The following is a 25,095-nucleotide window of genomic DNA, read 5'->3' as shown; positions in this document are numbered from 1 at the left end:
GAATGAGAAGCGCTTTCGAAATCGAACTGGTAAAGTAAAATGGGAATAGTATTTATTTTTTCAAGAAATGAAACGGAGGAATCAGACATGGCACTTGGCGTCTCAAATGGAGCATTAAGTCTGCTAAATGGAAAACCGAACGCAGTATCGACACAAACGGATCAACAAGCGTTAAAGATGGACCCATTACCGTTCAAAGGTACGATGAAAGATTCGAAATTCCAAGTCATGCGGATTTTGCAAAGTCTCGATCGAGTTAAAATCGTGAAAGAAACACCAGACTATATCCATGCTGTCTTCTCGAGTAAGTTTTTCCACTTTAAGGATGATGTCGAATTTTATTTTGATCAGTCGACTCATCTTGTTCATTTCCGGTCTGCCTCACGCGTCGGTTACTCCGACTGGGGCGTCAATCGAAAGCGGATGGAAGATATCGTTAACCGTTATCAGAAGGAGGAGTCACAATGAAAAGTTATCAACTCGTTGTTATCGGTGGTGGAGCAGCAGGCATGACTATTGCAGCTGGTGCTGCAAGTCTTGGTGCGCACGTCGCTTTGATTGAACGTCATACGCATCTCGGTGGAGATTGTTTACACTACGGGTGTGTCCCGTCAAAAGCGTTGATTGAAGCAGCACACGATGTCTATGTCATGAAGCAGACTGCTGAAAAATATAATGTCACATTAAATGGTGACGCGGTCTACTCGAAAACGAAAGCGAGCGTCGACCGGGCACGAAACATCATTCAATCACATGACGGAACAAAACGGTTCGAAGACTTAGGCGTAGATGTCTATATCGGTGAAGCGAGTTTCCTCAGTGCAAACGAAGTCGAGGTAGCAGGACAACTTGTTGTCGGGGAAAAATTTGCAATCTCGACAGGCTCGCAACCAATCATTCCGCCAATCGATGGTCTTGATACGGTTCCGTATTTGACGAACGAAACGATTTTTGAACAGACGGAGCGTCCAGAACGTCTGCTCGTCATCGGGGGCGGCGCAATCGGGATGGAGCTGTCGCAAGCCTACGCGCATCTTGGAACAGAAGTGACGGTCATTGAAGGTGCAAAATCACTGATGCCGAAAGAAGATAAAGGCATGGTTGAAGTCTTGCAACGCCAAATTGAGCAAGAGCTTGTGTTGCATCTGAACACGACGGTGACGCAAGTTCGAAAAGCGTCAGGTGGGATTGAAGTCACGGTCGAAACGGATGGAGAATCACGTGTCATCGAAACGGATGCCGTACTCGTCGCTGTCGGACGTAAACCGCGGATTGAAGCCTTACGCCTCGATCGCGCCGGTGTTGATGTGCAAAAAGGGTACGTGCAAGTCGACGCATCACTTCGGACGAGTCAACGGCACATCTTTGCTGTCGGTGATACGATTCAATCGTTACCATTCACACACGTCGCGGGTCTTGAAGGTAAGACGGTCGTTACGAACGCCTTGTTCGGTTTACGGACGAAGCCCGATTACCGTGCCGTCCCGTGGGTCACATTCACGACGCCTGAGCTGTTCCATCTTGGATTGACCGAAGAAGAAGCACGCGAAAAATATGACGAAATCAAGGTTTATCAAACAGGCCTCGATGAAGTCGATCGTTTCGTCATCAATGGTCGGACAGAAGGTCGCGTCAAATTGATTGCGAACAAACGTGGTAAACTAATTGGTGCTCATGCGATTGGGGAGCAAGCTGGCGAGTGGATGCAAGAAGTCGTTTATGCGATGGCTCGTAAAGATAAAGTCGGTCAATTGTCACGTGTCGTCCACCCGTATCCGATTCGTGGTGCGGCTGTGCAACGTGCGGCTGATCTTTACTGGCGTGAGCGTCTCTTTGATGGTCCATTGCCGAAATGGTTGAAACGATACTTTGACTGGAAACAAGGAGAATGATTCATGCAAGAACCTGCTAAACGGCGTAATTTTGTGCCGGTCGTCATTATTTTGACGCTCGTCATCAACTTACTTGTCGCCTTACTTTTTTTCGCGCCACCGCTTCAGGTGAGTGATGGCTTTGATTGGACGTTGTTACCGTTTTTCAATGCGATTTTTAACAGTTTTACGTTCATGCTCCTACTTGGAGCATGGATTTCGATTCGTCGTGGAAACCGGATCAATCACCGTCGTTTCATCGGTGGTGCCATGACGACGACGACACTCTTTTTAGTTTCTTACGTGACGTATCACGCCGTGAGTGAGTCGACGAAGTTTGGCGGCGAAGGATTCGTTCGCCCGGTCTATTTCTTTATTTTGATTTCGCATATCATTTTGGCAGCGGTTATCGTGCCGCTCGTCTTGATGTCGCTCGCACATGCGCTCAATCAAAATTTCGAGAAACATAAAAAATGGACACGTTTTACGATGCCGCTCTGGCTGTATGTCAGTCTGACGGGTGTCATCGTCTACATCATGATTCGTCCATATTACTAAAAATGAATGTTCGAGTTAAGTGGGTCTTCACGCAGCTTGTCTGTGTTTGGGACTCACTTTTTTTGTTCCTCACTTAGTGCAATGTGAATTGCTTCTTTGAAGACAAGGCGAGAAAATTGACATTATTCCTGCAGCATGTTCACGCTTCATAAAAAGGTTTTTACAGTCTAAAGGGATTGCGCATCGATGTTAGATGGCAATCCCTTCGTGTATATCTTCATCTTCGAAATTAGTTGTTTCTTACGGTTTGACCGTTGTTTCATCTAGCAAATTCGCTGCTTTGATATCAAGTAACGGACGGACGAGGACTTCGACGCGCCGATTTTGACTCCGTCCACTTTCTGTTTGATTCGAAGCGATGGGTTGGTATTCGCCGTATCCGGTGACGGTGAACCGTTTTGGTTCTAACTTTGGATTTTTTTGCAACGCACGCATGAAACTGATGGCGCGTTCCGTACTGAGTTCCCAGTTCGACGGGTATTGTGCCGTACGAATGGGGATGTTATCTGTATGACCAGACACTTGAATTTGACGTTGTCCAGATTTGACGAGTAAGTTACTCATCCCTTGAGCAATTTGGATGGCTTCGCCTTTGACTTCAGCTTGCGCAGGAGAAAATAGAGCGCGATCTCGAATCGTGAAGACGAGACCTTCATTCGTGATTTCGACTTTAATATCTTTTTCGAGCTTTTCTTTTTTGATATAGTCGGACGCTTGGGCTTTAATTTTTTCGAGCTCTGAGATTTCAAAACTTTGTGCTTTCGTCCGAGCATCCGTCTTTTTTTCGTCCTCTTCTTCTTGTGAAGTCGCGAGCGAGCTATTGGTAATCATGCCGGAGCCACCGTTGAAGACGGAACTGAATGATTGAGACATCGCTTTTAGTTTGACGGCATCGACGTTACTCGAAGCAAAAAGGACGATGAAAAGCGCAAGTAACAGAGTCAAAAGATCGGCATACGGAATCAGCCAACCTTCCGAGATGTGTTCATCATGCGGCTTCTTTTTCCGCTTCATAAGTTTCACGCTCCTTCGGCGTCAGATACACGAGTAGCTTATCCTCCAAGTTTTTTGGAGATTCCCCGTTTTGAATCGAAAGAATTCCTTCAATGATCATTTCATAGAGTTGAATTTCATTTGCTGATTTTTGTTTGAGTTTCGTCGCGAATGGAAACCATAAAACATAGCCGGTGAAAATCCCGAATAATGTGGCGATGAAGGCACCCGAGATTGCGTGTCCGAGCTTCTCGATATCCGACAGATCGGATAGGGCGGCGACTAGACCGATGACGGCCCCTAAAACACCGAGGGTCGGAGCATATGTACCAGCTTGTGTGAAAATGTTCGCGTTCGCATGATGGCGTTCTGTCATGTTTTCGAGGTCGCGTGTCATGACATCTTCCACATATTCAGAAGGTTGACCATCGATGACCATCATGACACCACGTTTCATGAACGCGTTGTCGACTTCTTCAATCGCTGTTTCGAGCGATAAGAGACCTTCTTTACGCGCTTGCGTCGATAGTGTCAAAAATTGAAGCATGAGATTTTGTTTGGTCATTAAATTTTGTTCGAAGAAGATGACTTTGAACAGGGCTGGAATCAATTTGAGCCGTTCCTTCGGGAAGGAAATCATGATGGCTGCTGCTGTACCTGCGAAGATGATGACGAGTGCCGCAGGGTTCAGTAAGGCGATTGGAGGAGCACCTTTTAGAATCATTCCTCCGACGAGTGTGATGAGTCCAAGAATAATACCGATTATCGACACGATATCCATTGTTAATTGTGCCACCTTTCCACATGTTGTTAGGGTCGTGAACGAAAAAATAAAAAGAGCAGAAGAGGCATCTTCTGCTCGGAAATCCAAAAACCGAGAATTAAGCGCCGTTTTCGTCGATTAGCAATTGAATGCTTTCGTTTCGTTCGTCACGCTCTATATCGGTTAATACGTCGTATTTTTTTAATACATTATACAATTCATTTAGAATCGGTTGTTCCAGATGTAACGATAATAATTCCTCGAACTGATAATATAACTGTGCGGGCATCCATTGTGATTGTCGTTCTAGCCTTCGCGAGACATCCTCAATCGAATGGTCAGCCGTCCTAGGGTCCACTGTTTCCCTCAACCTCCTTTAAAGTTAACACGTCTGCTTTTATCTATTTTACCAAAAAAAAACGAAAACGTTTAGTTGATTGCAAATTTCGATAGAACTAATGTTTTCGAGAGAGTATGATAAATGCAATTGAGTAATCTCATCTAGGAGGAGTCAACGCATGTTTTCGCATAAAAGACATACACGTTTAGCGAAATTTGGAGATTTTGGAGAACGAACGTATCATCAATTATTTGATAAACCAGCCCGTTTCATCGCGACTGGATTCACATTGACGATTTTGCTCGGAGGATTATTGTTGTGGATCCCCTGGTTTCAACAAAGCGATAGCCACGTTGCATTAATTGATTGTCTGTTCGTCGCGACATCGGCTGCGACGGTGACGGGGCTTTCGCCGATTAACATTGCAGAGTCCTATAATTTGTGGGGGCAACTGATTTTAATGATTTTAATTCAAATCGGTGGTCTCGGATTCATGACGATTGCACTTGTTCTACTTAGTGTCACAGGTCGAAAAATCGGGATTCGTCAGCGGATCATCATTCAAGAGATGTTCAACTTAGATAGTCCGGGAGGAACGATTCGACTCGTCCGGAACATTCTCTTGACGACCGTCATCCTGGAGTTGATTGGGATGATCTTACTTGCTCTCGATCTGTTCATTCAATACAAATATACGCTCTCAAAATCACTGTATTATGGTCTGTTTCATGCGGTCTCCGCCTTTAATAATGCCGGTTTTGCGTTATGGGGAGACAGTTTGACGTCCTTCCAACAAGATACGACATTCATTTTTACGATTTCTGCTCTATTGATGATTGGGGGATTGGGCTTCACGGTCATCGCTGATGTTTCGGCTAACCGCAGCTTCAAGAAAATTTCATTACACTCGAAATTAATGATTTTATCATTACTCGTCATCAACGGTATCGGGACGGTCGCGATGATGGTGTATGAGTGGGTCTCACATCTCGGTTCCCTTCAAAATTATTCGTTCTTTCAAGCACTACATATCGTTTTCTTCCAAGTCGTGACGACCCGGACGGCAGGGTTCCAGACGATTGATTTGACGACGATGGTGCCACTTTCGATCGGTTTGATGATGGTTTTGATGTATATCGGAGCGGGATCGGCGTCGACGGGATCAGGCATTAAAGTCACGACAGCAGCCGTCATCTTAAAGAACGTCTGGACGTATCTACGGGGACAACGAGAAACGGTCCTGATGCGTCGGACCGTCCAGGCGCAGGCCGTATCAAAAGCTTATGCGATTGCTATTTTCAGCATTTTATTCATCGGTGTCATCACAACGCTCTTGGCACTGTCGCAACCGAATATCTCGTTTACAGGGCTCTTCTTCGAAACGGTTTCCGCATTCGGGACGGTCGGACTTTCGTTAAATGTGACATCAGAGTTGAATGATTTTGGAAAAGGACTAATCATGTTCATGATGTTGCTTGGACGTGTCGGTTCCTTGACGATTCTCTTCACGGTCGCGACGCAACACAATCGCTTGATTCGTTATCCGAAAGAAAATATGCTGATTGGTTGATTGGCTGTCAGTAGCAGATGTCTCCTAAAAAGTGCCTCACCGTTCGATAACGCATCGAATGGCGAGGCACTTTTCTTACATAAATGATAATCGATCTGAGATTGGGGCAATGGTCACCCGAGTATCCTTCATTCGATCATCACGCTGGATTGTATTATCTTCTTCGATTTTCCATTTCGAACCGTGGTATACATTTAATGCTGTAGCGATTTCAAAGAAGGAATGGGTCGAATTTCCATTGGCAAGATAAAGGCCAGGTGTTTGAGTCGTCAAGATTGTATAGAGCGTTTGCGCCGTATCTTCTAAAAAAGAGCAAGCGGGATACCAGTTTTTACTTGCCGGAATGGGACCCGTTGAGGCATGTCGTTCTAAATAATCAATCATATTATTTGATCCGGCAACCTGACCGATTTGCCAGCCGATCCGGACGATGTAGGCGTCAGGATTGACTGCTTGGATAAGTCGTTCGCATGTTCGTTTATAAAAACCGTGGTCATCGTCTGCTTCCGGAAGTACAGATGGATCATGCGGTCCCTGTTGATGATTTGCGTAGACAGAAGCCGTGCTCGTAAAGAGAAAGGGAATGTTACGCTCAAAAGATAGCCGTGCCAATGATTCTGCAAATTCAGCAGAACCCATTCCGATGTGTAAGAGTAGATCAGGTTGGACCTGATCAATAAAAGCTTCCATGATTGCGGGATCAGTCGTCGAGACAACCGATCGATCCCAAGCTGTAACTTCATACTGATGCATGCGTAAGACGTCTGCAAGTACAGGTGCGACTGTACCATTCATACCGGTAACAAGAGAATTCATTGTGTTTTCTCCATTTCGGGATGTTGAATTTTATAGTAATCGACAAGTCGTGGAAGAAACTCAGCAAGATCAGGACACACAATACCAGTTCCGTCTAAATCACGAAGTGTGTTCGTCGTATCGTAGTGAACAGGGTGAACAAAGTAATCAAGCGTCTGCCGCTGCATCTGTAAGCGCGTAGCGATACGCGGGGTCAACAGGGACGTCACGAGGCGAAACGGGACGACACCTCGTGGAGAAGCACCATAGTAGGTATCATGTAACAGCTCATAAATCGTCCGTGCGCCGTGTGGGAATGGATCCGTCAGGTGATACGTTTGACGGACGCCGCTTGGTACATGGCTTAAATAGGTCGTCGCAGCGATGACATAATCATACGGAACGAGATTGACGAGTGCATTGACTCTACCTGCATAAGGAAGGGGGGCGAATTGCTTGAGCAGGCGCAGCGCGTTTAAGACGAAATAAACCCCATCCCACTTTGGTGTCTCCCCTGTCTCGGAGTGACCGACAACGATACCTGGACGAATGATCGTGTAAGGAAGTGAACCGACTTCTTCATGAAAGCGAACTTCTGCCAGGTACTTCGTTTCTTCGTACGCATTTTTGAATGATGCGGCATGTTTGAGGTTTTGTTCAAGAACCGTCCCGGTCCGGAGCCCGGAGACATAGGCGGTGCTGAAGTAGATGTAGCGTTCAAGATAATGCAACGTATGAGCAAACTGCGTCACGTTCGATGTTCCGATGACGTTAATTCGAAAAGCGATATCAAATGTCGTCGCCAAGTCATACAGTGCTGCCAGGTGAAAGAGATGCGTCACTTCAGTCGACAGTCGTTGCTTCGTCTCTGTGTTCAATCCTAATCCGGGTGTTGTGATATCACCTTCTAATAAAACGAGTTGTGCTTCTTCAAGACGCGTGTGTTCGAGTAACGATTCCTTTTTTGCTAAGGCACTTGTTCGTTCGCTCGGTAGATGAAGCAAATAAAACCGGTCAATTTGTTCCGGCACAAGAGCGAGACGTTCAATTAATTTGGTGGCAAGGAATCCGGGGAATCCTGTCATGAAATAAGTCCGTTTCATTTTGCATAATCCTTTCTTGAATCTAAATCGAGTACAACCGTGAAAGTCGACCCTTGATGGAGCTCCGACTCGACGGAAATCGCCCCACCATGTGATTCGATGATTTCTTTACAAATCGCAAGACCGAGGCCGGTTCCGCCAATCTTACGGACGGCTGAATTATCGACACGGTAAAATTTCGTGAAAAGCTTATCGAATGCATTTTGAGGAATTCCGAGACCGTGATCAGTCACAGTAATGATGGCTTGCTCGCCTTGTGTGTGTAGACTGACCGTTACGTGGTCGGCGGATGGTGAATATTTGATTGCATTCGAGAGTAAGTTCAAAACGACTTGTTTAATTTTATTTTCATCAGCGACGATCATGACAGGATCTTCCTTTACATCAAGCACGATGCGATGGGTTTCGGCCGTTTCACCAAAAGCGTCCGTTGTATCGAGGAGCAGTTGACGTAAAGAGAATGATTTAAAATCGTACGGTTGTTTGCCGCCTTCCATCCGTTGAATATCTAAAAATTCATTGAGGAGCGTCGTTAACCGCTTGGCTTCTTCATGCATGATTTCGACATAGCGTTGTATTTTTTCAGGTGTGAGCTTACGATAGCGCAACAACTCCAAATAACCGAGAATCGATGAGAGGGGTGTTCGGAGCTCATGCGATACGGTACTGATGAGTTCATCTTTGACCTGGTCCATTTTTTGCTCTTCTGTCCGGTCGCGGAAGACGAACAAAAAACCATGACGGGAGATGCGACTACGTTCCTTCTTAATTGAAGTCGCATAAAACTCGAAGTAAAGATGATTGGATTCATTCGGACGTTGTAGTGTAAACCGAAATGACAGTTCAGAATGCTTGCCGGCAAGGAGTTCTTCGACTTGTTGTAGCATCTCATAGCGGGTCGCGAGATCGAGATTCGGAATCATACTGATCCGCTCTTGAATCTTGCTTGGTGCAATCCCTGGAACATCGAGCAGTTTTCGGGCTTTGACGTTCATGAAGATGAAGCTGCCATCTTCTTCTGTCAGTAAAAACCCTTCGTTTGAAGCTTGCAGAATCGATTGGGTGATATCGCGTTGACGCATGATGGCATTTTTTTCACGTTCCAACATGCTCTCGATTTTTTTACGCTCACTGATATCCCGAATGACGGCGACACGCATCCGTGTTTTTTCGTACATGATTTCGCGCGGGAAAATTTCAATTTCGACAGGTGTCCCGTCTGCCCGTTGTCCGATGACCTCGTACGGATCATTACGGTGGAGTTCGATACGCCGGCTGACCTCTTCATGAAAGTCAGGATGGATGAAATCCAGGGCATTGCGTCCCTTGATTTGTTCAAGTTTTGTACGGAAAATCACTTCAGCTGCTCGGTTCGCGTCGAGAATGGTACCACGGTCGTGGAAGATGACCGCTTCGACGATTGATTCGGAAAACAGACGGAAACGGCGTTCACTTTTCGTCAGGTGTGACTCAATTTGTTTTTGGGCACTCATATCAACGATGAACAAGAAAAATTGTCCGTCTGCTAGACGGGTCATATACAATCGACCATAGAAGGTCGAGCCGTCTTTACGGTGATACACCCATTCGTTTTCCGCATCACGCCCGTGCAACAATAAGACATCGGCTGGAGATAAGTCTTTTAAATTCAACTGCTCCAAGTGTCGCTTCCGCTCATCAAACTCTGCGTGATCGTGTAAGTCATCAGGACATCTTCCGATCAGCTCGTGTTCTTCGTAACCGAACAAGGTACCTGCTGTTTCATTAAACGCGGTAATATGGAAGTCTGCGTCTGTGACGAGTAGGGCAGCATCTAATGTCGATTCGAGCAAGCGGTCGATCGCGAGCGATTTAACGGAAACGACGAAAAGGGAAGTCTGCGCAATCGGTGAGACGATGAGTTCGTAAGGGATTACCCGGAAGTGGACCGAATCAGATAATGGAAGAGACTGTTCGTCGAGTGAGAAAAGTGAAAACAGTGACTTGTCATTGGAGTCGGTAGGGAATTGGGCGTGAAAGGTATCATTCACAAAGTTAATTCGGCCCATCCGATCCACTAAAGCGAGCGGTTCTGAGACGGCACGTAAGGTCGCACGGATAAGTGCTTCTGCGGATGTGGATGAGTGTTCAGTCATAAGCGACCTCCTTTCAAAAAATAAAGTCCGGTGCATGATGATTATTAAAAAACGTAATCTTCTCTCAACACTTATTCTCCATCTGCGTTGTTCGTTCCTTTCGAGGAAGCGAACCGAAAGAGAATTTAGTATATTAATTTTAAAGAAACCGATTGAATTCGAGTCAACTCAGAGTGAAGGAGAATCAAGTCATGCAAATACGTACGAAACGCAGAATAATCGCACTACTGTTCGCGGTGCTCGGAGTCGCCGGAACTTATTTTTTTTCGAGTTCCTGGGAACTTTTAATTGTCGGAATCAGTATAGTAGGATGTATCGTTTTTTTATTACTTTCCTTCTTTACCCCTTCACTTGCGAATCGAATTGATCGCATGGAAGGCAGGGAGTTTGAAGAGTGGCTCGTCGAACTATTTGAAGGTGCCGGCTATCGCGTTGAACTGACGCCGGCCTCAAGAGATTTTGGGGCGGATTTATTGATTGAAGACGCACAAGGGTATAGAATAGCGATTCAAGCAAAACGTTATGGTGGACCGGTTGGATTAGAGGCGGTTCAACAAGTCGCCGCGGCAGTACCTTTTTACGACATGGATGAAGGATGGGTCGTGACGAATTCGACGTATACGGACGCCGCATGTCGCTTGGCAGAACCGAATCGGGTGCGCTTGATTGATCGAGAAGAATTGCTTGAGTTTGCACGAGAAATTGGCTTTCGCTGATGTTGTCGAATGATTGTCGACAAAAGGGGGTTGTCAATTTGTTCAAACGGTGCAATAATCATTTTCGTTAACGAAATATCATAGAGATAAAGAAAGTTAAACTATTCAGGATGTCTAAATATACTGGGGACGAAATACCAGCACTTTTTAGCAGTGAGAGGAGAATTTCTGTTGCGCAAAGTTGTCTATGTGCAGGGTTGCGTTTTTTCGCAAGGTCATGCCGCGATTTATGATGAAGCACACCAAATGATTGGTGCGGTTCAACACGACGAGACAGGTCGTGTTCAAGTAATGAATGGTGAAGGTAGAGGGGTAGCGTTTGGAAAGTTCATCCCGACATGTAAGAAATGGGTCGTGATGAACCATGATGGTCAAGAGGTAGGTCAAATGCGTGAGAAGTTTTCACTCTTCTCGAAGAAATGTGAATATAACGTGTACGAACGAGGCACGTATGTCATTTCCTTCGACCTGACAAAAGGGAAATTCTCAGTCCGAAGTGCGGCAGGCGAAGTCGTCGCAGAATTGCTGCAAGACGGCGATGAATATCGTCTCGTAAAAGATGCTGACAAACTCTCAATGTATGAACTGCTGTCCGTCTTAAAAAGCTTGACGAACTCCGTCAACTATAAACCACTTACAGCTGTATAAAAAAAGATGTCCTTCAGTTTATTCTGGAGGGCATCTTTTTACTTCAAGATTGTAAAACTTGCTGGAGACGCTGTTTTGCTTCGTGCGTCAGGTGCGAAATACGACGGGCGTACAGACAGAGCTGTAAGACGTGGACCGTCTCAGGTCGATAGGCATGGATACGCTCTAAAGAGCGTCTCAGACGCTTCTCCGTCAGTTCGATTGGTCCACTCGTCTCTGCATGCTGTGTATAGACGAGATAAAAGTCGAGCGGACTGATTAAATCATCTTCATCGATATTGGGGTTCTTAAAAACGATCGTCAATAATTCACGTGTTTCTTCTAAAGAAAAGAGATGCTTTAAGTCATCAAGTAAGTAGATGATGGCTGCCTGATTGATCGAGTATTTTTTCCCGCGATGCGGAACACCGATGATGTCCCGTACTTCACGCTTCGTCCAGTTTTGAATCGTCGTCGCAGACATATGTTCTCCAATTAAGGCATTCGCGAGATGGACGATTTCGTTAATCGATAAACCATTTTTCGTCGCATCAAATTGTTTGAGGCGATGGATGACTTTCGGAAGATCCGATTCATCCTCGGAAACGAGTGTGCCGATCCCTTTTCCTTCTTTTAAATGTGATAGGCAGTTAGATAACGTTTGCACGGCTTGAGCATCATACATTCAGAATACTTCCTCTCTAGGACGTCATTTGACCCTATGTTATCAAATGAAGGTTCGAAAGAGCAAACGGCAATCAGACAAAGTACAATAGAATGGAGCAAAAGAAGGAGGATTCATATGGAATGGGTTGCTGCTGTTGGAACAATCGTCATCATTGGACTCATCTTGTTCTTGTTGGAAGCGATTGGTCGACGCGTCGGAGCAGAGCCGGAAACGGTTCGGAAATGGATTCATATCGCAGTCGGGCATTGGGTCTTTCTGGCGCTTGCCTGGATCGATCATTGGTACATTGCAATCGTCCCGTTATTATTTTTCACGGTCGTTAATCTGCTGACCTTAAAACGCGGGACGGGTCAAATGAATCAAGTGGAACGCATATCTTACGGGACGGTCTACTACCCGATTTCTTTACTGATTCTAGTCGGACTCTTTTTTGAACGAGAACCAATGGCACTCGTCGCCGGCAGCATGGTGCTCGCGTGGGGCGACGGAATGGCTGCTTTAGTAGGTCGACGCTACGGAAAGACGTTCTATACACGTGGGGCGATTAAACGATCATTTGAAGGAAGCATCGCGATGTTTTTATTCTCGTTCCTCGTCCTGACTTCCACATTTCTTATATATGCATTACCGGCTTGGATTGCAATCAGTTACGGTTTTTTGCTTGCGAATATTGCTGCTTTGATTGAAGCCGTGTCCTATCGCGATTTAGATAATGTTTTCATCCCGCTTTCAATCGGTGCACTCGTTGCGTTTGCGCTTTAATAGATGTTGCTACTTGCTTCACCGGTAAGACGTCGCGCGATTCAGGTAAAAACAAAAAAGCAGCGGATTTCTTCTATAAAGAAGAAACCTGCTGCTTTTTTGCTGTTTTCTATTAAGCGTGAAGGTGCAATACATCTTCAACGGATTTATACGTGTAACCGAGGTCGCGCGCGACTGCTTCGTAAGTCACGAATCCTTGCGCGACGTTGAGACCTTTTTCAAGCGAAGTATTTTCAGCAAGTGCACGGTGTGTGCCTTTGTTCGCGAGTTCGAGAACGTAAGGAAGTGTTGCGTTCGTAAGCGCGAGTGTCGACGTCCGTGGAACAGCACCCGGCATATTCGCGACGGCATAGTGAACAACACCGAATTTTTCATACGTTGGATCATCATGTGTCGAAATACGGTCAACGGTTTCGAAAATTCCGCCTTGGTCAATCGCGACATCGACGATGACAGCACCTGGTTTCATTCGTTCAACCATCTCTGCTGTCACGAGCTTCGGTGCTTTCGCTCCTGGAATTAAGACGGCACCAATAACGAGGTCACTTTCAGCGACGGCTTCTGCAATCGTATACGGATTCGAAATCAACGTGTTGATTGAGTTACCGAAAATATCATCAAGTTGACGAAGGCGCTCAGGACTGACGTCGATGATCGTCACGTCAGCACCAAGACCGACTGCGAGTTTTGCTGCGTTCGTCCCAACGACACCACCACCGATGACAGTAACTTTTCCGCGGCGCACACCAGGGACGCCTGCAAGTAGAATCCCCATTCCACCATGCGGTTTTTCAAGGAACTGTGCACCGATTTGTGAAGCCATCCGACCAGCGACTTCACTCATTGGTGTCAGAAGTGGCAATGTCCGATTTTTTTCGACCGTTTCATAAGCGATTGCCGTAATCTTCGAGTCAACAAGTGCCCGTGTGAGTTCTGGCTCCGCTGCAAGGTGTAGATAAGTGAACAAGGTTAAGTCGGGACGGAAGTATTGATATTCTGAAGCGATGGGTTCTTTGACCTTCAATGCAAGCTCAGCAGTCGCCCAAACTTCTGCCGCTGTTTCGATGATTTGTGCACCAACTTCGATATACTCTTCGTTTGTAAAGCCGCTCCCCATACCAGCAGATGTTTCGACGATGACTTGATGTCCATGAATCGTTAACGCTGCTACCCCGGCAGGTGTTAACGCAACACGGTTTTCGTTGTTTTTAATTTCTTTTAATACTCCAATGATCATAAGAGCGATCCCCTTTCGCAAATGAACAACCAATAACCCTTTAACTACTTACTTCTCCCTCAGTATACGAGAAATGAAAGCGTACGACTTTATCGGTGTTTTCAAAAAATAAGAGGATTGTTTGTGAGAAACCACAAAAGGTAACGGTCGGCTTTCAAGTAAAGATAAAGTAACGAACGTTCAGGTAATGATTCCATCCGAATGCCGGCTTCTTCTTCGATGCGCCGCATGCGGTATAAGATCGTATTCGGATGGACGTGAAGGTGGGCGGCAACTTGTTTGACGTTTCCATCGTAATGCAAAAACCACTCGAGCGTTTCGCATAAAGAAGCTGTGTGTTTCAAGTCGTAAGCGCGAAGACGTTCGATTTCTTCCAGTCGAACCGTCCGTCTCCGTAGGCGTTCTGAAAAGATAGGTAATAACTGGAATAGTCCGAGTCGCTCGTATCGCGTCACATTTTGAAGTTCGAAAGGATAGGCGTCTTTGAGACGTAAGACGATACCTGCTTCTTCGTAACGTTCTGGAATCGACTGCACGCCGGTGAAAACTTCACTGCTCGATACAACAAATTCTGTATAAGAAAACCGTTCGGCGAGTAGTTGGCGGAATGACTGGATGAAAGCATCGAACTGAATGCGTTCATGCTGAATGTCACGATCGTTTGTGCTGATCCACAAAATAAAATCTGTCGTGTCGTATGCATACAGCAGGGGACGTACCGTCTGTTGAATCGTCAATAAATAACGGAGGCGATCGGCTAGACGCGGCGTAATGGCTTCCGGGAAACGGATGACCATTAAGCGACTGATTCCCGGCGGAGCGAGATGAAGTTTTGAGAACGTCTTTAGGATTTCACTTTCGGGTAACTCTTCATGGAGTAACTCAAAAAAGAATTGCTCCGTCTGTTCTTCTTGCCGTTTTTTTTGCATGTCGATTGCAAGCAACTGTCGTTGTGCAAGCATGGCACCTTTCTTTAAATCGCCTAGCTCTGAAGCCGTGAAGGGAGTGTTGCGAGCGATTGACCAAATGTAACCGAGAATCTCCATATCTTGTTTAATGGCAATGGCGACGCGGTCGTTCAAACCAACGCTCGTCCGGGCAGTGATGACGAGTGGATCATCTTGAGCCGCTAAGCTTTGGATGACCTCATCTTTCCAAAGTTGATCGATGACGGATTCAGGGACACGGCGGCCGATGATGGTAGCGACACGGGCAGGATCTGTATCAGTCGTATGCGTACTGTAGGCGAGCAGACGATGATTGCGGTCTTCAATCGTTATCGGTGCATTGAGTGCGAGGCCGATCGCTTCTGCTAAATCATCGAGGGAATGGTACGTTGCTTCTAACATAAATGAAGTTCCTTCTTTCTCTATCGTATTCCTTATGTTTAGTATACAACCGTTTGTGTATAACCACAAAAACAATCGATTTATATTGTAAGAATAAACAAAAATATGCTAAGGTGAGCGGCAGAGTCAACTGAGATAGAGATAGAGATAGAGAGGATTTGGAGTGCGATGGAAGTGTTACACATGATTTCATCATGGATTTGGGGAATCCCGAGCATGGTGTTATTGGTCGGGACGGGCTTATATTTTACGGTTCGTCTTCGAGGATTACAGTTTCGCCGGTTAAAACAAGCGTTTCAACTCGCATTGACGAAAACGGGGCATGGTGAAGGGGAAATCAGTAGCTTTCAAATGCTGATGACGTCACTGGCTGCGACAATCGGGAATGGGAACATCGCCGGAATTGCCGTCGCTTTGACGATGGGGGGGCCAGGTGCAATCTTTTGGATGTGGGTGATTGGTCTCGTCGGGATGGCGACGAAGTATGCCGAGAGTCTGTTAGCGATTTTATTTCGTCAGCGAAACGATCGTGGTGAAATTGTCAGTGGACCGATGTACTACATCGAGAAAGGTCTTGGAAAAAGTTTTAAGCCGTTAGCGGTTGCGTTTGCCTTGTTTGGTCTGATTGCTTCTTTTGGCGTCGGAAATACGGTCCAGGCGAATGCGATGTCGACGGTATTGAAGCAGACGTTCCACATCCCGTTACTTGCTTTTGGAGTTGTACTAGCCGTCGCGGTCTATTTCTCGATTCGTGGTGGGCTTGAGCGTGTGAGTTCAATCTCGACGATTTTTGTACCGGTGATGAGTTTGCTCTACATCGTGGCGGCACTCATTATTTTAGTTCTTCAAGCGAACCAAATCATTCCCGCGTTAGGGCTGATTGTACAATATGCGTTTCAGCCGCTGGCACCAGTCGGCGCATTTGCGGGTGTGTCCATCATGGTTGCCATGCAGGTTGGTGTCGCACGTGGTATTTTTACGAACGAAGCCGGACTGGGAACAGCTGCTTTAATTGCCGGGTCTGCTAAAAGTGAACGACCTGCAGAACAAGGATTGATTTCGATGACGAGTACGTTTATCGTGACGTTGATCGTTTGTACGATGACGGCACTCGTTTTAATGACGACTGGATTTTGGGATCCGACGGGAGGGACGTTATCAGGTGTCACACATGACGGCTCATTGACAGGAGCGGCACTTACATCGGCCGCATTTGCCAGTGTACTTGGACCACTGGGTCAATGGACGGTTGCCTTCTCGGTCTTCTTCTTTGGGTATTCGACGATTATCGGGTGGTATGTCTATGGTGAGAAATGTCTTGAATATTTAAGTGGTGCGACGAAATTCAATCGCCTCTACCAAGTCATCTTTGCATTAGCAGCCTGTTATGGAGCAATCGCAAATTTAGAATTGTTGTGGCTGGTCGCTGATATTGCGAACGGTCTGATGATGATTCCGAATTTAATCGGGATGTTATTATTATCGAAAATCGTCATTGATCATACAAAAGAGTACGAAGCCGGTACGATTCGAAAAGTTGCTTAACAAGAAATAGAGAAAAATAGCCGTCCCCTTTTTAACGGGAGACGGCTATTAGTATGAGAAACAGTTAAGAGGATGTTGAACGTTTACGGCTGTATACAAGTAACGTCACTAAGAAGACGACGCTAAGGGTCACTAAGACGATTAACGAAGCTGTATTAAAGCCTAACACTTCAAGCAGCACGCTTGTCGCGACCGTTAAGTAAAAGATCCCTAAATACTTTTTGACGAACGGACTTTCAAAGTGTCCCAATTGTTTGGCGCCGATCGGTGCACCGAGTAAGGCGCCGATAATTAACATGACACCGACGAGCAAATCGACATCCGTACTCGCCACTGTATAATTGACGAGTCCAGATAGGACAATCAATAAGGCAGAGGCGATACTTGTCCCGACCGCTCGTTTCAGTTCATAACCGACGATTCCGACGAGTAGTGGCGTGATGATGAAGCCTCCGCTGACACCGAGTAGCGACGATACGAAACCAGCGAACAGACCGGTAAAGGCGAGAGCGACGTAACGATTACGCCAACCGTCTTGCGAACCGTTCGTCGACTTTGGACGAAGGAACTTATTCGCGAAATAGAGTAGTAAAGCAATGTAAACAATCGAGATGACGAGGTGTGCCCCGTTGACTTCTTCGAGTCGAAGGACGAGGGGCGTTGCAATCGTCGAACCGATAATCCCGACACCACCGATGACGAGACTATCACGCCAAACAACGTTTTTTAGACGAAGATGAGAGAGTGTTCCGGAAACGGTCGAACCAAGTGTCAACATGAGGCTTGTCGCGATGGCGATACTCGGGGTAAATCCAAGAATCAACAAGAGCGGCGTCAAAATGATTCCGCCCCCGATTCCGAAGAAGCCAGAGATAATGCCAATAAAAAATCCAAGCGGTAAAAAATAATAAAATTCCATGCAGGTCCATCCCTTCACAATCCATAGTACGTTAAGTATCGCAAGGGCGGAGCGGAAAGTAAAAGGGAACGGCTCCTTCAAGGGGGTTGAAGGAGCCGTTAAGGGGATTATTCTGTTGATGGAGTGACAGATGCCGCTCCATCGATTCCGGTACAAAAATTACGTACGCTCAATGATACCGGTGACATTGAACGAGGGTGCAAGAGAGACGATGCTCGGACTTGCTGACGAGAGGAATACCCGTCTTAAGGAGTCGATGAATCGTAAATATAGATTCATTATAGGAATGAAGAAGTTGGAAAATCCATCCTATTTTATTGAGTCGAAACGTGAACATTATTCTAATATTGGTCTTACCAATTAAATGTAAGCGTCATCAATAATGTCTAATGTGTGAACAGTATTTTTATATAATTATAGCGAATGAAAATGATTCAAAAGACCTAGTCTTAATCGTAAGTCGATTTAGGCGTAGTTCAAATATCATTCTATCATGAACTAAAATAACATCTGATTCATAAAGAAGGGTGGCATAACCAAAAAAAGATGGAACATCACATGTAAGCGATCTTCCATCCGGATAGTGAAGTAAATTAAACACTTGGGTAAGTCATGTGTTTTTGAGAGAGTTGTTTATTTGTTCTTACCTTCAATTACATTTTCTAGTTCACGTAAGTTTTTCGTACGACGTGCGAGTGCCCGGCGTTTAATCCATTCTTCCATACCGCGACTGATTCCCCAAATCGTAAGTAGGATCAAGAAAAGGAACAGTAGACGAACAGGTCTTTCTAAAAAACTTGACCACTCTTTGCCGATCAAAGAAAACAAAATGACGACAATCAGGCGTCCGGCGCCAGCTGCGATTAAATACGTACGGAGTGATAACTGAATCATCGCCGAGATGGATGTAATGATAAAGGCCGGCATGAACGGGAGCGAAAAGAAAAAGCCGAGCGAAATCGGACTCATGTGACGAACGCGTTCAATCCAGTGTTGTGCTGCCTTATGATTTTCAAGCCACCGGGTGACTGGACGGCGAAATAAATAGCGGATACAAGCAAACACGACGAGTGAACCTAACATGCTGCCGACCCAAGATACGAGCACTCCCATCCAAAAACCATAGGTCGCCGCGTTCGCGGAGATGATCAGGACGAGTGGGAGGAATGGGAATAGTGATTCTAAGAAGGGTGCAATCAATCCAGTCGAAGCTCCACCCGGAAGATCTTGTAGAAATATAATCATGTGCTCGATCCATTGACGGATAGTTTGGAGCATTCGGAATCCTCCTTACAAAATAAACTGCTGATTTCTATTTTACCTCTTTCCGCATCAGAAAGGGAATTGAATTACGATGTAAGTGTCATGGATTTGTCGATTGTACAATTGAATCGGAGTTGGTATTATACTTAAATGGGTGCGTTTTGCAGGCGTTCCCAGCTAGCTATTAGCTATGACGCTTCGTTCGCCAACGTTCGTTTTACTGCAAAAAACTGACATGGGGGCCAATGAGGATTATGAAACCTTATCGCGTACTATTATTTTATAAGTATGTTCCGATTGAAAATGCGGAACAAGTAACAAAAGAGCACCTGGCATACTGCAAGGAACTCGGAATCAAAGGAAGAATCTTGATTGCACCAGAAGGTATCAACGGAACACTTTCTGGAACGGTCGAACAAACAGAACAGTACATGCAAGATTTACTAGCGGATCCGCGCTTTAGCGACATCGAATTTAAAATCGATGAAGTCGAAGAGCATACCTTCAAAAAAATCTTCGTGCGTTACAAAAAAGAGCTCGTCACATGGCGTTTTGAAGATGAGTTTAATGTCCCGAAAGAAAATGCAGCCTATCTTGAGCCTGCTGAGTGGAAAGAGATGATGCAAAATGAAGACGTCGTCATCTTAGACGTCCGAAACAACTACGAATACGATCTCGGTCATTTCAAAAATGCCGTCAAGGTCGACGTTGCGGCGTCACGTGAGTTTCCACAGTGGCTCGATGAAAATGAGCATTTGTTCGAAGGGAAAAAAGTCTTGACGTATTGTACGGGTGGCGTACGTTGTGAGAAGTTCACGGCTTATTTCCGTAAACGTCAAAACAGCGACGACATCTTCCATCTGAAAGGTGGCGTCGTCATGTACGGAAAAGATGAAGTCACGCGTGGAGAAGACTGGGAAGGGGAGCTGTACGTGTTCGATGAACGCGTTCAAGTACCTGTCAATGAAGTCAATCCGACTGTCGTATCCGAGTGTTACTACTGTGGTAAGGCAGAAACACGTTATGTTAATTGTGCGAACCCGGAATGTAATCGTCAGCATTTCTGCTGTGAAGAATGTGAACCGAAAGTAATGCGTTCATGTTCCGACGAATGCCGGGAACATCCGCGGAATCGTTATGAAAAAGAACTGACTGAAGAGCTCGTGAAATAAGATGAAAAAGGATGATGTGTGCTCGTTAGAGCGTACATCATCCTTTTTAGGTTGTACCACTGAAAAAGACGTGTCACGCAGATGATTCAAATGCGTTAACACTTAATTCTTATGAAAAGAGAAATCGGAGCACGTCCGGCATACGTTTCGCCCACGCTGTCTCATGGTGAATACCGTCTGCGATGACGGTGTATTGCATCTGCTCGACTTTTTGACGTACTGCCGCCGAGATGACATCATTCGTGTGCAAATAATCTTCTTCCGTCATCGGACCGCTGACTTCTTTTGTCCCGATATCCATGTAGCAACGGTGCGCGTCAGACAGTGGGAGACTTCGCTCGATGAACTCAAGTAAAGAAGAGAAGTTCGCCCATCCGGCTGTCGATAAGGCGGCGGCACGCGTGATGACTTCCGGATAAGCAAATAGGCCATATAAGGAAATCACGCCGCCCATCGAGCTGCCAATCATCGTTGTATCAGTCGGAATCGTCGCATAGTGCGAATCGATGTACGGTTTCAAGTCATAGATAATCCATTCCATATACGCTTTCCCGTTTCCACCGATCGTCGTCCGGTGTGACGGATATGCGGTTCGCATCAATAACGCGTCATCCGTCCAAGGCGCATATTCATCGTACCGGTCCATCGGGTCATCCGGGCTATCGATGGCGACGATCATTGCCTGTAGACCGACTTCGTGGAGGGCGAGATGAACATCCCATCCTTTACCGAAGGAAGCACTCGCACCACTGAAGACATTTTGTCCGTCATGCATATAGATGACGGGTAATGCAACATCCGTCGCGACCTCAGGGGGACGATAAATCCGCAATGTCCGCCGTTGTTGATTCATCGGAAGCGATAACTCAATTTCAGTAATAGACATGTAAAACACAACCTTTCAAAGATTAGCGTAGTGGGCTGTACAATTTCGACCATTGTGTTTTCCGCCGACATACAGTGCGTGATCTGCCTGACGTAATGATTCTTCAAATGTGCGTTGGTAAGGATGTTCTACTGTATCGACGCCAAGACTGACGGTAATAGAGAGAGGGTGATCGTCGACAATGAAGGGGCGATCGAGAACGGTGTGACGAATTTCTTCAGCAATGGAGATTGCTTGGTCTTGTAAGCAATCCGCAATCAAAACAACGAATTCCTCCCCCCCATAACGTGCCGCGAAGACGGAATCGTTGCGGTGGATGACGTATTTAATCCGTCTTCCGAGCTCACGTAAGACGAGATCTCCGACTTTATGTCCGTACGTATCATTGACGTATTTAAAGTGGTCGATATCAAATAGGATGATCGACAGCGGAAAGTGTTCGGAAGCAAACTGGCGTGCCCCCTCTTCATAAAAAGCACGGCTGTTCGGGAGATCGGTCAAGGCATCCGTCCGGCTTTCGGCATACAATTGAAAGTTTTCTTGGGAACGCTCGAGTACGCGGCAAAATGTTCGAAGCAGGCGATAAATTTCATCCGCTTTTGCTTCATCATAAGCATCAGCGATTTGATGAAATAAAACGATTGAGACATCGACTTCTCCACTTGTGATGGAAGGAATCGCGAGCATCGAATGCCGATCGACGGGAAGCGAGAGTTGGACATCATTTCCCCAGTCGAACCGAAGGCCATAGAGAATCGGAGTCCGCAGATCATTCGCTGATAACGTATGAAATAAAGGTAAGACATCAACTGTCTTTTTTGTCCGAATGTCATAGATGATTTGTTTTCGTTGCTGCTGAATAGAAAGCCAGCCGTCGGAGAAATCAATCAGATGAGGTAAATCAATCAGTAAGGATTCAATCGCTTCCCGTTCAAAGCGTGAAACGAGCAACCGTTCCTTCGCATCGTCGAACCGTTTAGCGTTGTGTGTAGCTTGTAAGGATGCGCCACGCTGTTGTAGGAGTTGCTTGAATAAGAATAAAATTAAAGTCGAGACAGTCGCAGCAACTAACGGGTTTTCATCATAAAACCAAATCCCGAGAAGCGCGCTTAAAATACTAATTCCGTAAACGAGTGTCTGAAGTCGGATGAGGCGGGTCCAGTCATACTTTAAGTTTAAGAAACGATTGACGAATCGGCATTGAAGATAGGAAATAAGAAAGACACCCACCAGATAACCGACAAACGGGATAAGTGATTCGGTATAAGTAAAGCCCGGGCCGGTCGGACCTCCAAGTAGCAAGTAAGCGGAGGCGGGAACTGAGATATAGACGATGTCGAATAAGACGTTGACGGGGTACAGGTAGATGAATCGTTTTATCCGAATTTCTTTTTTATGCGAAAATAATTGGAAAATCAGGACACCGAGTTGACTCAAAATGACGGCAATCAATAAACCGTAATTAAGAAAAATGAATAAAATAATACCTTCTTGAAATGTATAATAAATCCCACCACGGCGGATGTTATCGAATTGGAAGAGGAGGACTAAAATGAGAAGATAACTTGCATTTCCAAGCGATATCGCTGGGTTCATATGGACGGGAAAGGCAAGCGATGCAAGAAACAGCAAAACAACAGTAAGTGCTAAAGTGATCCAGCTCATACGTGCTACTTTTCGATAGTAAACCATAGCGGAATAGACCCCTCTCTGTGGCGATCCTTCTGTATCTATACCCGATTTGTGGAAATTATGATAAGTGATTTACAAAAAAATAAGGTTGAGAGAAATCGAGTCATTGCGTATAATGTGAAAGATATCAAATCGTCGATGACGAAGAAAGTAACGGTTTTATCTTGTCAGCCAGCGAATCAGGAAACGGTGGAAGCCTGAATGGACAAAGAAATCGTGAAACGCACTTCAGAGACGCTATCCGAATCGTAACGATCAGGCGTAGCCGGGGGAACCCCGTTATCCCCAATTAAGGTGGGTGTCGAAAACGACACCAAGAAGAGTGGTACCGCGGTCATTCCGTCTCTTTGCGAGTTGCGCAAAGGGCGTTTTTTATTGGAAAAAATAAACTGTTGGAGGTAATACAATGAGCTACAAACAACAATATGCTGAAGTTTTACAAGGAGTCATCGGAGACGCATTGACACTTGAACAAATTGAGCAACTGATTGAACAACCGAAACATGAAGACCACGGAGATCTCGCATTCCCTTGCTTCTTGTTGGCGAAAGCATTCCGCAAAGCACCCAACATGATTGCAGTAGATGTCGCTGAAAAAATCGATAATCCACTCTTTGCGAACGTTCAACCAGTCGGACCATATGTCAACGTCTTCTTGAACCGTGAGGTCGTCTCGCAAGAAATCGTCAATCGTGTCTTAAACGAAAAAGCGGACTACGGATCAAGTGAGTCGAATGGGAAGACGATTGTCACTGACTTCTCTTCACCAAACATCGCGAAGCCGTTCTCGATGGGACATTTGCGTTCGACGGTCATTGGAAATGCATTAAACCAAATTTCACGTAAAAAAGGATATGAGGTCGTTGGGATCAACCACTTAGGCGACTGGGGCACGCAGTTTGGTAAATTGATGGTGGCTTACAACATGTGGGGTAAAGAAGAAGATGTCCGGGCTGAGCCAATCAAAGAACTATTGAAACTCTATGTCCGGTTCCATGAAGAAGCAGAAAGTAAGCCGGAACTTGAAGATGAAGGTCGGGCCTGGTTCAAAAAACTCGAGCAAGGTGACGAACAGGCAACCGTTCTTTGGAAATGGTTCCGTGAAGTTTCACTCGTCGAATTCAGCCGTGTTTACGACATGCTTGGTGTACAGTTCGACAGCCTGAACGGAGAAGCCTTCTATAATGACAAAATGCAGCATGTCATTGACTTATTAGAAGAAAAAGAACTGCTCGTCGAGTCTGAAGGCGCGATGGTCGTTGATCTTGAAGCAGAAGGTATGCCACCTGCGCTAATCAAGAAAAAAGATGGCGCGACGCTTTACGCGACACGCGACTTGGCAGCTGCGGTCTATCGTCTCGAGACGTACCGTTTCGAACAAGCATTTTATGTTGTCGGCGGAGAACAAGCGCTCCATTTCAAACAGTTGTTTGCGGTTTTGAAAAAGCTTGGTTTTGATAATGTTGACGGCATGCACCATGTACCATTCGGTCTGATCATGAAAGATGGCAAAAAGATGTCGACGCGTAAAGGGCGGATCGTCTTGCTTGAGGAAGTCCTTCAAGATGCAATCAACGTCGCAAAACAAAATATCGCCGAGAAAAATCCGAACCTTGCGAATGCCGACCAAACAGCACAACAAGTCGGCGTCGGCGCAGTCATCTTCCATGACCTTAAAAACGAACGCATGAACAATATCGAGTTCGATCTCGAGCAGATGTTGAAATTCGAAGGGGAGACGGGTCCATACGTTCAGTACACAAATGCCCGTGCCAACTCGTTACTCCGTAAAGGCGGCTATGATGGTGCAGCCTTCGACGGAAGTGCTGACGATTATGCCTGGGGGGTCGTCTCGATGCTTAACCAATTCTCGGCAGTCATTGACCGGGCGTTCGTGCGTCGTGAACCATCCATCATCAGCCGTTATGTCCTTGATCTCGCACAAAGCTTTAACAAATATTATGGTCAAGTACGTGTCCTTGAAGAGGATGCGGCAAAACAATCTCGCCTTGCACTCGTGAAATCGGTTACGATTGTATTGACGGAAGGTCTACGCCTCCTCGGTGTCGGCGCTCCAGAAGAAATGTAATAAAATTAAATTAAAGATGGGG

At 45.8% G+C, this 25,095-nt stretch carries 23 protein-coding genes and 1 other annotated feature; of the genes, 10 read left to right on the top strand and 13 right to left on the bottom strand.

Features of this window, described 5'->3' with window-relative positions:
- The first annotated feature begins 87 nt into the window (after positions 1-87).
- The 3 genes from KNP98_RS07050 to KNP98_RS07040 are packed head-to-tail and all read left to right on the top strand — an operon-like array spanning position 88 to position 2,429.
- On the top strand, positions 88-468 hold the full coding sequence (locus KNP98_RS07050) for a DUF1499 domain-containing protein (protein ID WP_088838162.1): 381 nt from the start codon (positions 88-90) through the stop codon (positions 466-468).
- Complete coding sequence (locus tag KNP98_RS07045) at positions 465-1,892, top strand: dihydrolipoyl dehydrogenase family protein (protein WP_029332004.1); 1,428 nt, start codon at positions 465-467, stop codon at positions 1,890-1,892. The genes KNP98_RS07050 and KNP98_RS07045 overlap by 4 nt, the downstream gene beginning before the upstream one ends.
- A gap of 3 nt (positions 1,893-1,895) precedes the next feature.
- The gene (locus KNP98_RS07040) at positions 1,896-2,429 is read left to right on the top strand and encodes a DUF420 domain-containing protein (RefSeq protein WP_088838161.1); all 534 of its coding nucleotides are present in this window, start codon (positions 1,896-1,898) and stop codon (positions 2,427-2,429) included.
- Between the two features lie 240 nt (positions 2,430-2,669).
- Here KNP98_RS07040 and motB read toward each other — a convergent pair whose 3' ends face one another.
- From motB to KNP98_RS07025, 3 genes are all read right to left on the bottom strand, one after another.
- The gene (gene motB, locus KNP98_RS07035) at positions 2,670-3,443 is read right to left on the bottom strand and encodes a flagellar motor protein MotB (protein WP_088838160.1); all 774 of its coding nucleotides are present in this window, start codon (positions 3,441-3,443) and stop codon (positions 2,670-2,672) included.
- Positions 3,418-4,203 (bottom strand): flagellar motor stator protein MotA, encoded by a 786-nt coding sequence (gene motA, locus KNP98_RS07030; RefSeq protein WP_088838159.1) that lies wholly within the window; start codon positions 4,201-4,203, stop codon positions 3,418-3,420. The genes motB and motA overlap by 26 nt, the downstream gene beginning before the upstream one ends.
- Before the next feature lie 100 nt (positions 4,204-4,303).
- A complete protein-coding gene (locus KNP98_RS07025) occupies positions 4,304-4,543 on the bottom strand; it encodes a hypothetical protein (RefSeq protein ID WP_029331998.1) in 240 nt (79 codons plus the stop codon).
- A 160-nt stretch (positions 4,544-4,703) separates the two neighbouring features.
- Between KNP98_RS07025 and KNP98_RS07020 the strand changes: the two genes are divergently transcribed.
- Positions 4,704-6,095 (top strand): TrkH family potassium uptake protein, encoded by a 1,392-nt coding sequence (locus tag KNP98_RS07020; RefSeq protein ID WP_088838158.1) that lies wholly within the window; start codon positions 4,704-4,706, stop codon positions 6,093-6,095.
- Between the two features lie 75 nt (positions 6,096-6,170).
- Here the strand turns inward: KNP98_RS07020 and KNP98_RS07015 are convergent, their stop codons facing one another.
- The 3 genes from KNP98_RS07015 to KNP98_RS07005 are packed head-to-tail and all read right to left on the bottom strand — an operon-like array spanning position 6,171 to position 10,128.
- On the bottom strand, positions 6,171-6,911 hold the full coding sequence (locus tag KNP98_RS07015) for a sugar nucleotide-binding protein (protein ID WP_214810996.1): 741 nt from the start codon (positions 6,909-6,911) through the stop codon (positions 6,171-6,173).
- On the bottom strand, positions 6,908-7,993 hold the full coding sequence (locus KNP98_RS07010; RefSeq protein WP_088838156.1) for an SDR family oxidoreductase: 1,086 nt from the start codon (positions 7,991-7,993) through the stop codon (positions 6,908-6,910). Before KNP98_RS07010 ends, KNP98_RS07015 begins: the two co-directional genes overlap by 4 nt.
- Positions 7,990-10,128: a PAS domain-containing sensor histidine kinase gene (locus KNP98_RS07005; RefSeq protein ID WP_088838154.1), complete on the bottom strand. Its 2,139-nt coding sequence runs from the start codon at positions 10,126-10,128 to the stop codon at positions 7,990-7,992. The genes KNP98_RS07010 and KNP98_RS07005 overlap by 4 nt, the downstream gene beginning before the upstream one ends.
- Before the next feature lie 191 nt (positions 10,129-10,319).
- On the opposite strand from KNP98_RS07005, the gene KNP98_RS07000 reads away from it, so the two are divergent.
- Together KNP98_RS07000 and KNP98_RS06995 are read left to right on the top strand one after the other, a co-directional pair.
- A complete protein-coding gene (locus KNP98_RS07000) occupies positions 10,320-10,844 on the top strand; it encodes a restriction endonuclease (RefSeq protein ID WP_088838153.1) in 525 nt (174 codons plus the stop codon).
- Between the two features lie 171 nt (positions 10,845-11,015).
- Positions 11,016-11,492, top strand: coding sequence for an LURP-one-related family protein (locus KNP98_RS06995; RefSeq protein ID WP_088838151.1), 477 nt, complete (start codon positions 11,016-11,018; stop codon positions 11,490-11,492).
- 43 nt (positions 11,493-11,535) lie between these two features.
- Here KNP98_RS06995 and KNP98_RS06990 read toward each other — a convergent pair whose 3' ends face one another.
- Positions 11,536-12,156, bottom strand: coding sequence for a DUF1836 domain-containing protein (locus KNP98_RS06990; protein ID WP_088838149.1), 621 nt, complete (start codon positions 12,154-12,156; stop codon positions 11,536-11,538).
- Positions 12,157-12,273: 117 nt separating this feature from the next.
- Here KNP98_RS06990 and KNP98_RS06985 point away from each other — a divergent pair, with 117 nt between their 5' ends.
- Positions 12,274-12,921 carry a diacylglycerol/polyprenol kinase family protein gene (locus KNP98_RS06985; protein ID WP_214766390.1) on the top strand — a complete coding sequence of 216 codons (648 nt, stop codon included), beginning with the start codon at positions 12,274-12,276 and terminating at the stop codon, positions 12,919-12,921.
- 112 nt (positions 12,922-13,033) lie between these two features.
- On the opposite strand, the gene ald is transcribed toward KNP98_RS06985, so the two are convergent.
- Together ald and KNP98_RS06975 are read right to left on the bottom strand one after the other, a co-directional pair.
- Entirely contained in the window at positions 13,034-14,158 is a 1,125-nt protein-coding gene (gene ald, locus KNP98_RS06980) for an alanine dehydrogenase (RefSeq protein ID WP_088838147.1), read from the bottom strand.
- A 101-nt stretch (positions 14,159-14,259) separates the two neighbouring features.
- Positions 14,260-15,507 (bottom strand): PucR family transcriptional regulator, encoded by a 1,248-nt coding sequence (locus tag KNP98_RS06975; RefSeq protein WP_214810994.1) that lies wholly within the window; start codon positions 15,505-15,507, stop codon positions 14,260-14,262.
- 168 nt (positions 15,508-15,675) lie between these two features.
- Between KNP98_RS06975 and KNP98_RS06970 the strand changes: the two genes are divergently transcribed.
- Positions 15,676-17,052 (top strand): alanine/glycine:cation symporter family protein, encoded by a 1,377-nt coding sequence (locus tag KNP98_RS06970; protein ID WP_088838145.1) that lies wholly within the window; start codon positions 15,676-15,678, stop codon positions 17,050-17,052.
- A gap of 64 nt (positions 17,053-17,116) precedes the next feature.
- On the opposite strand, the gene KNP98_RS06965 is transcribed toward KNP98_RS06970, so the two are convergent.
- Positions 17,117-17,971, bottom strand: coding sequence for a sulfite exporter TauE/SafE family protein (locus tag KNP98_RS06965; protein ID WP_088838144.1), 855 nt, complete (start codon positions 17,969-17,971; stop codon positions 17,117-17,119).
- Between the two features lie 633 nt (positions 17,972-18,604).
- Positions 18,605-19,249: a TVP38/TMEM64 family protein gene (locus KNP98_RS06960; RefSeq protein ID WP_088838142.1), complete on the bottom strand. Its 645-nt coding sequence runs from the start codon at positions 19,247-19,249 to the stop codon at positions 18,605-18,607.
- A 239-nt stretch (positions 19,250-19,488) separates the two neighbouring features.
- Here KNP98_RS06960 and trhO point away from each other — a divergent pair, with 239 nt between their 5' ends.
- Positions 19,489-20,406, top strand: a complete 918-nt coding sequence (trhO, locus tag KNP98_RS06955) for an oxygen-dependent tRNA uridine(34) hydroxylase TrhO (RefSeq protein ID WP_088838140.1) — start codon at positions 19,489-19,491, stop codon at positions 20,404-20,406.
- Between the two features lie 109 nt (positions 20,407-20,515).
- On the opposite strand, the gene KNP98_RS06950 is transcribed toward trhO, so the two are convergent.
- Complete coding sequence (locus tag KNP98_RS06950) at positions 20,516-21,292, bottom strand: alpha/beta hydrolase (protein ID WP_214766394.1); 777 nt, start codon at positions 21,290-21,292, stop codon at positions 20,516-20,518.
- A gap of 15 nt (positions 21,293-21,307) precedes the next feature.
- Entirely contained in the window at positions 21,308-22,984 is a 1,677-nt protein-coding gene (locus KNP98_RS06945; RefSeq protein ID WP_214802229.1) for a GGDEF domain-containing protein, read from the bottom strand.
- Positions 22,985-23,113: 129 nt separating this feature from the next.
- Positions 23,114-23,334, top strand: a binding site (T-box leader).
- Positions 23,335-23,390: 56 nt separating this feature from the next.
- Between KNP98_RS06945 and argS the strand changes: the two genes are divergently transcribed.
- On the top strand, positions 23,391-25,073 hold the full coding sequence (gene argS / locus KNP98_RS06940; protein WP_088838135.1) for an arginine--tRNA ligase: 1,683 nt from the start codon (positions 23,391-23,393) through the stop codon (positions 25,071-25,073).
- Positions 25,074-25,095: the final 22 nt, after the last annotated feature.

Source organism: Exiguobacterium sp. s127 (assembly GCF_018618695.1).
In the GTDB taxonomy this organism is placed as follows: domain Bacteria; phylum Bacillota; class Bacilli; order Exiguobacteriales; family Exiguobacteriaceae; genus Exiguobacterium_A; species Exiguobacterium_A oxidotolerans.
This window is presented reverse-complemented; position numbering and strand designations above follow the sequence as displayed.

What these genes read in the sequence shown, in the direction of transcription:
- KNP98_RS07050 (WP_088838162.1), top strand. Translation starts at nt 88, where the DNA reads ATGGCACTTGGCGTCTCAAATGGAGCATTAAGTCTGCTAAATGGAAAA.
- KNP98_RS07045 (WP_029332004.1), top strand. Translation starts at nt 465, where the DNA reads ATGAAAAGTTATCAACTCGTTGTTATCGGTGGTGGAGCAGCAGGCATG.
- KNP98_RS07040 (WP_088838161.1), top strand. Translation starts at nt 1,896, where the DNA reads ATGCAAGAACCTGCTAAACGGCGTAATTTTGTGCCGGTCGTCATTATT.
- motB (WP_088838160.1), bottom strand. Translation starts at nt 3,443, where the DNA reads ATGAAGCGGAAAAAGAAGCCGCATGATGAACACATCTCGGAAGGTTGG.
- motA (WP_088838159.1), bottom strand. Translation starts at nt 4,203, where the DNA reads ATGGATATCGTGTCGATAATCGGTATTATTCTTGGACTCATCACACTC.
- KNP98_RS07020 (WP_088838158.1), top strand. Translation starts at nt 4,704, where the DNA reads ATGTTTTCGCATAAAAGACATACACGTTTAGCGAAATTTGGAGATTTT.
- KNP98_RS07015 (WP_214810996.1), bottom strand. Translation starts at nt 6,911, where the DNA reads ATGAATTCTCTTGTTACCGGTATGAATGGTACAGTCGCACCTGTACTT.
- KNP98_RS07010 (WP_088838156.1), bottom strand. Translation starts at nt 7,993, where the DNA reads ATGAAACGGACTTATTTCATGACAGGATTCCCCGGATTCCTTGCCACC.
- KNP98_RS07005 (WP_088838154.1), bottom strand. Translation starts at nt 10,128, where the DNA reads ATGACTGAACACTCATCCACATCCGCAGAAGCACTTATCCGTGCGACC.
- KNP98_RS07000 (WP_088838153.1), top strand. Translation starts at nt 10,320, where the DNA reads ATGCAAATACGTACGAAACGCAGAATAATCGCACTACTGTTCGCGGTG.
- KNP98_RS06990 (WP_088838149.1), bottom strand. Translation starts at nt 12,156, where the DNA reads ATGTATGATGCTCAAGCCGTGCAAACGTTATCTAACTGCCTATCACAT.
- KNP98_RS06985 (WP_214766390.1), top strand. Translation starts at nt 12,274, where the DNA reads ATGGAATGGGTTGCTGCTGTTGGAACAATCGTCATCATTGGACTCATC.
- ald (WP_088838147.1), bottom strand. Translation starts at nt 14,158, where the DNA reads ATGATCATTGGAGTATTAAAAGAAATTAAAAACAACGAAAACCGTGTT.
- KNP98_RS06975 (WP_214810994.1), bottom strand. Translation starts at nt 15,507, where the DNA reads ATGTTAGAAGCAACGTACCATTCCCTCGATGATTTAGCAGAAGCGATC.
- KNP98_RS06970 (WP_088838145.1), top strand. Translation starts at nt 15,676, where the DNA reads ATGGAAGTGTTACACATGATTTCATCATGGATTTGGGGAATCCCGAGC.
- KNP98_RS06965 (WP_088838144.1), bottom strand. Translation starts at nt 17,971, where the DNA reads ATGGAATTTTATTATTTTTTACCGCTTGGATTTTTTATTGGCATTATC.
- KNP98_RS06960 (WP_088838142.1), bottom strand. Translation starts at nt 19,249, where the DNA reads ATGCTCCAAACTATCCGTCAATGGATCGAGCACATGATTATATTTCTA.
- trhO (WP_088838140.1), top strand. Translation starts at nt 19,489, where the DNA reads ATGAAACCTTATCGCGTACTATTATTTTATAAGTATGTTCCGATTGAA.
- KNP98_RS06950 (WP_214766394.1), bottom strand. Translation starts at nt 21,292, where the DNA reads ATGTCTATTACTGAAATTGAGTTATCGCTTCCGATGAATCAACAACGG.
- KNP98_RS06945 (WP_214802229.1), bottom strand. Translation starts at nt 22,984, where the DNA reads ATGGTTTACTATCGAAAAGTAGCACGTATGAGCTGGATCACTTTAGCA.
- argS (WP_088838135.1), top strand. Translation starts at nt 23,391, where the DNA reads ATGAGCTACAAACAACAATATGCTGAAGTTTTACAAGGAGTCATCGGA.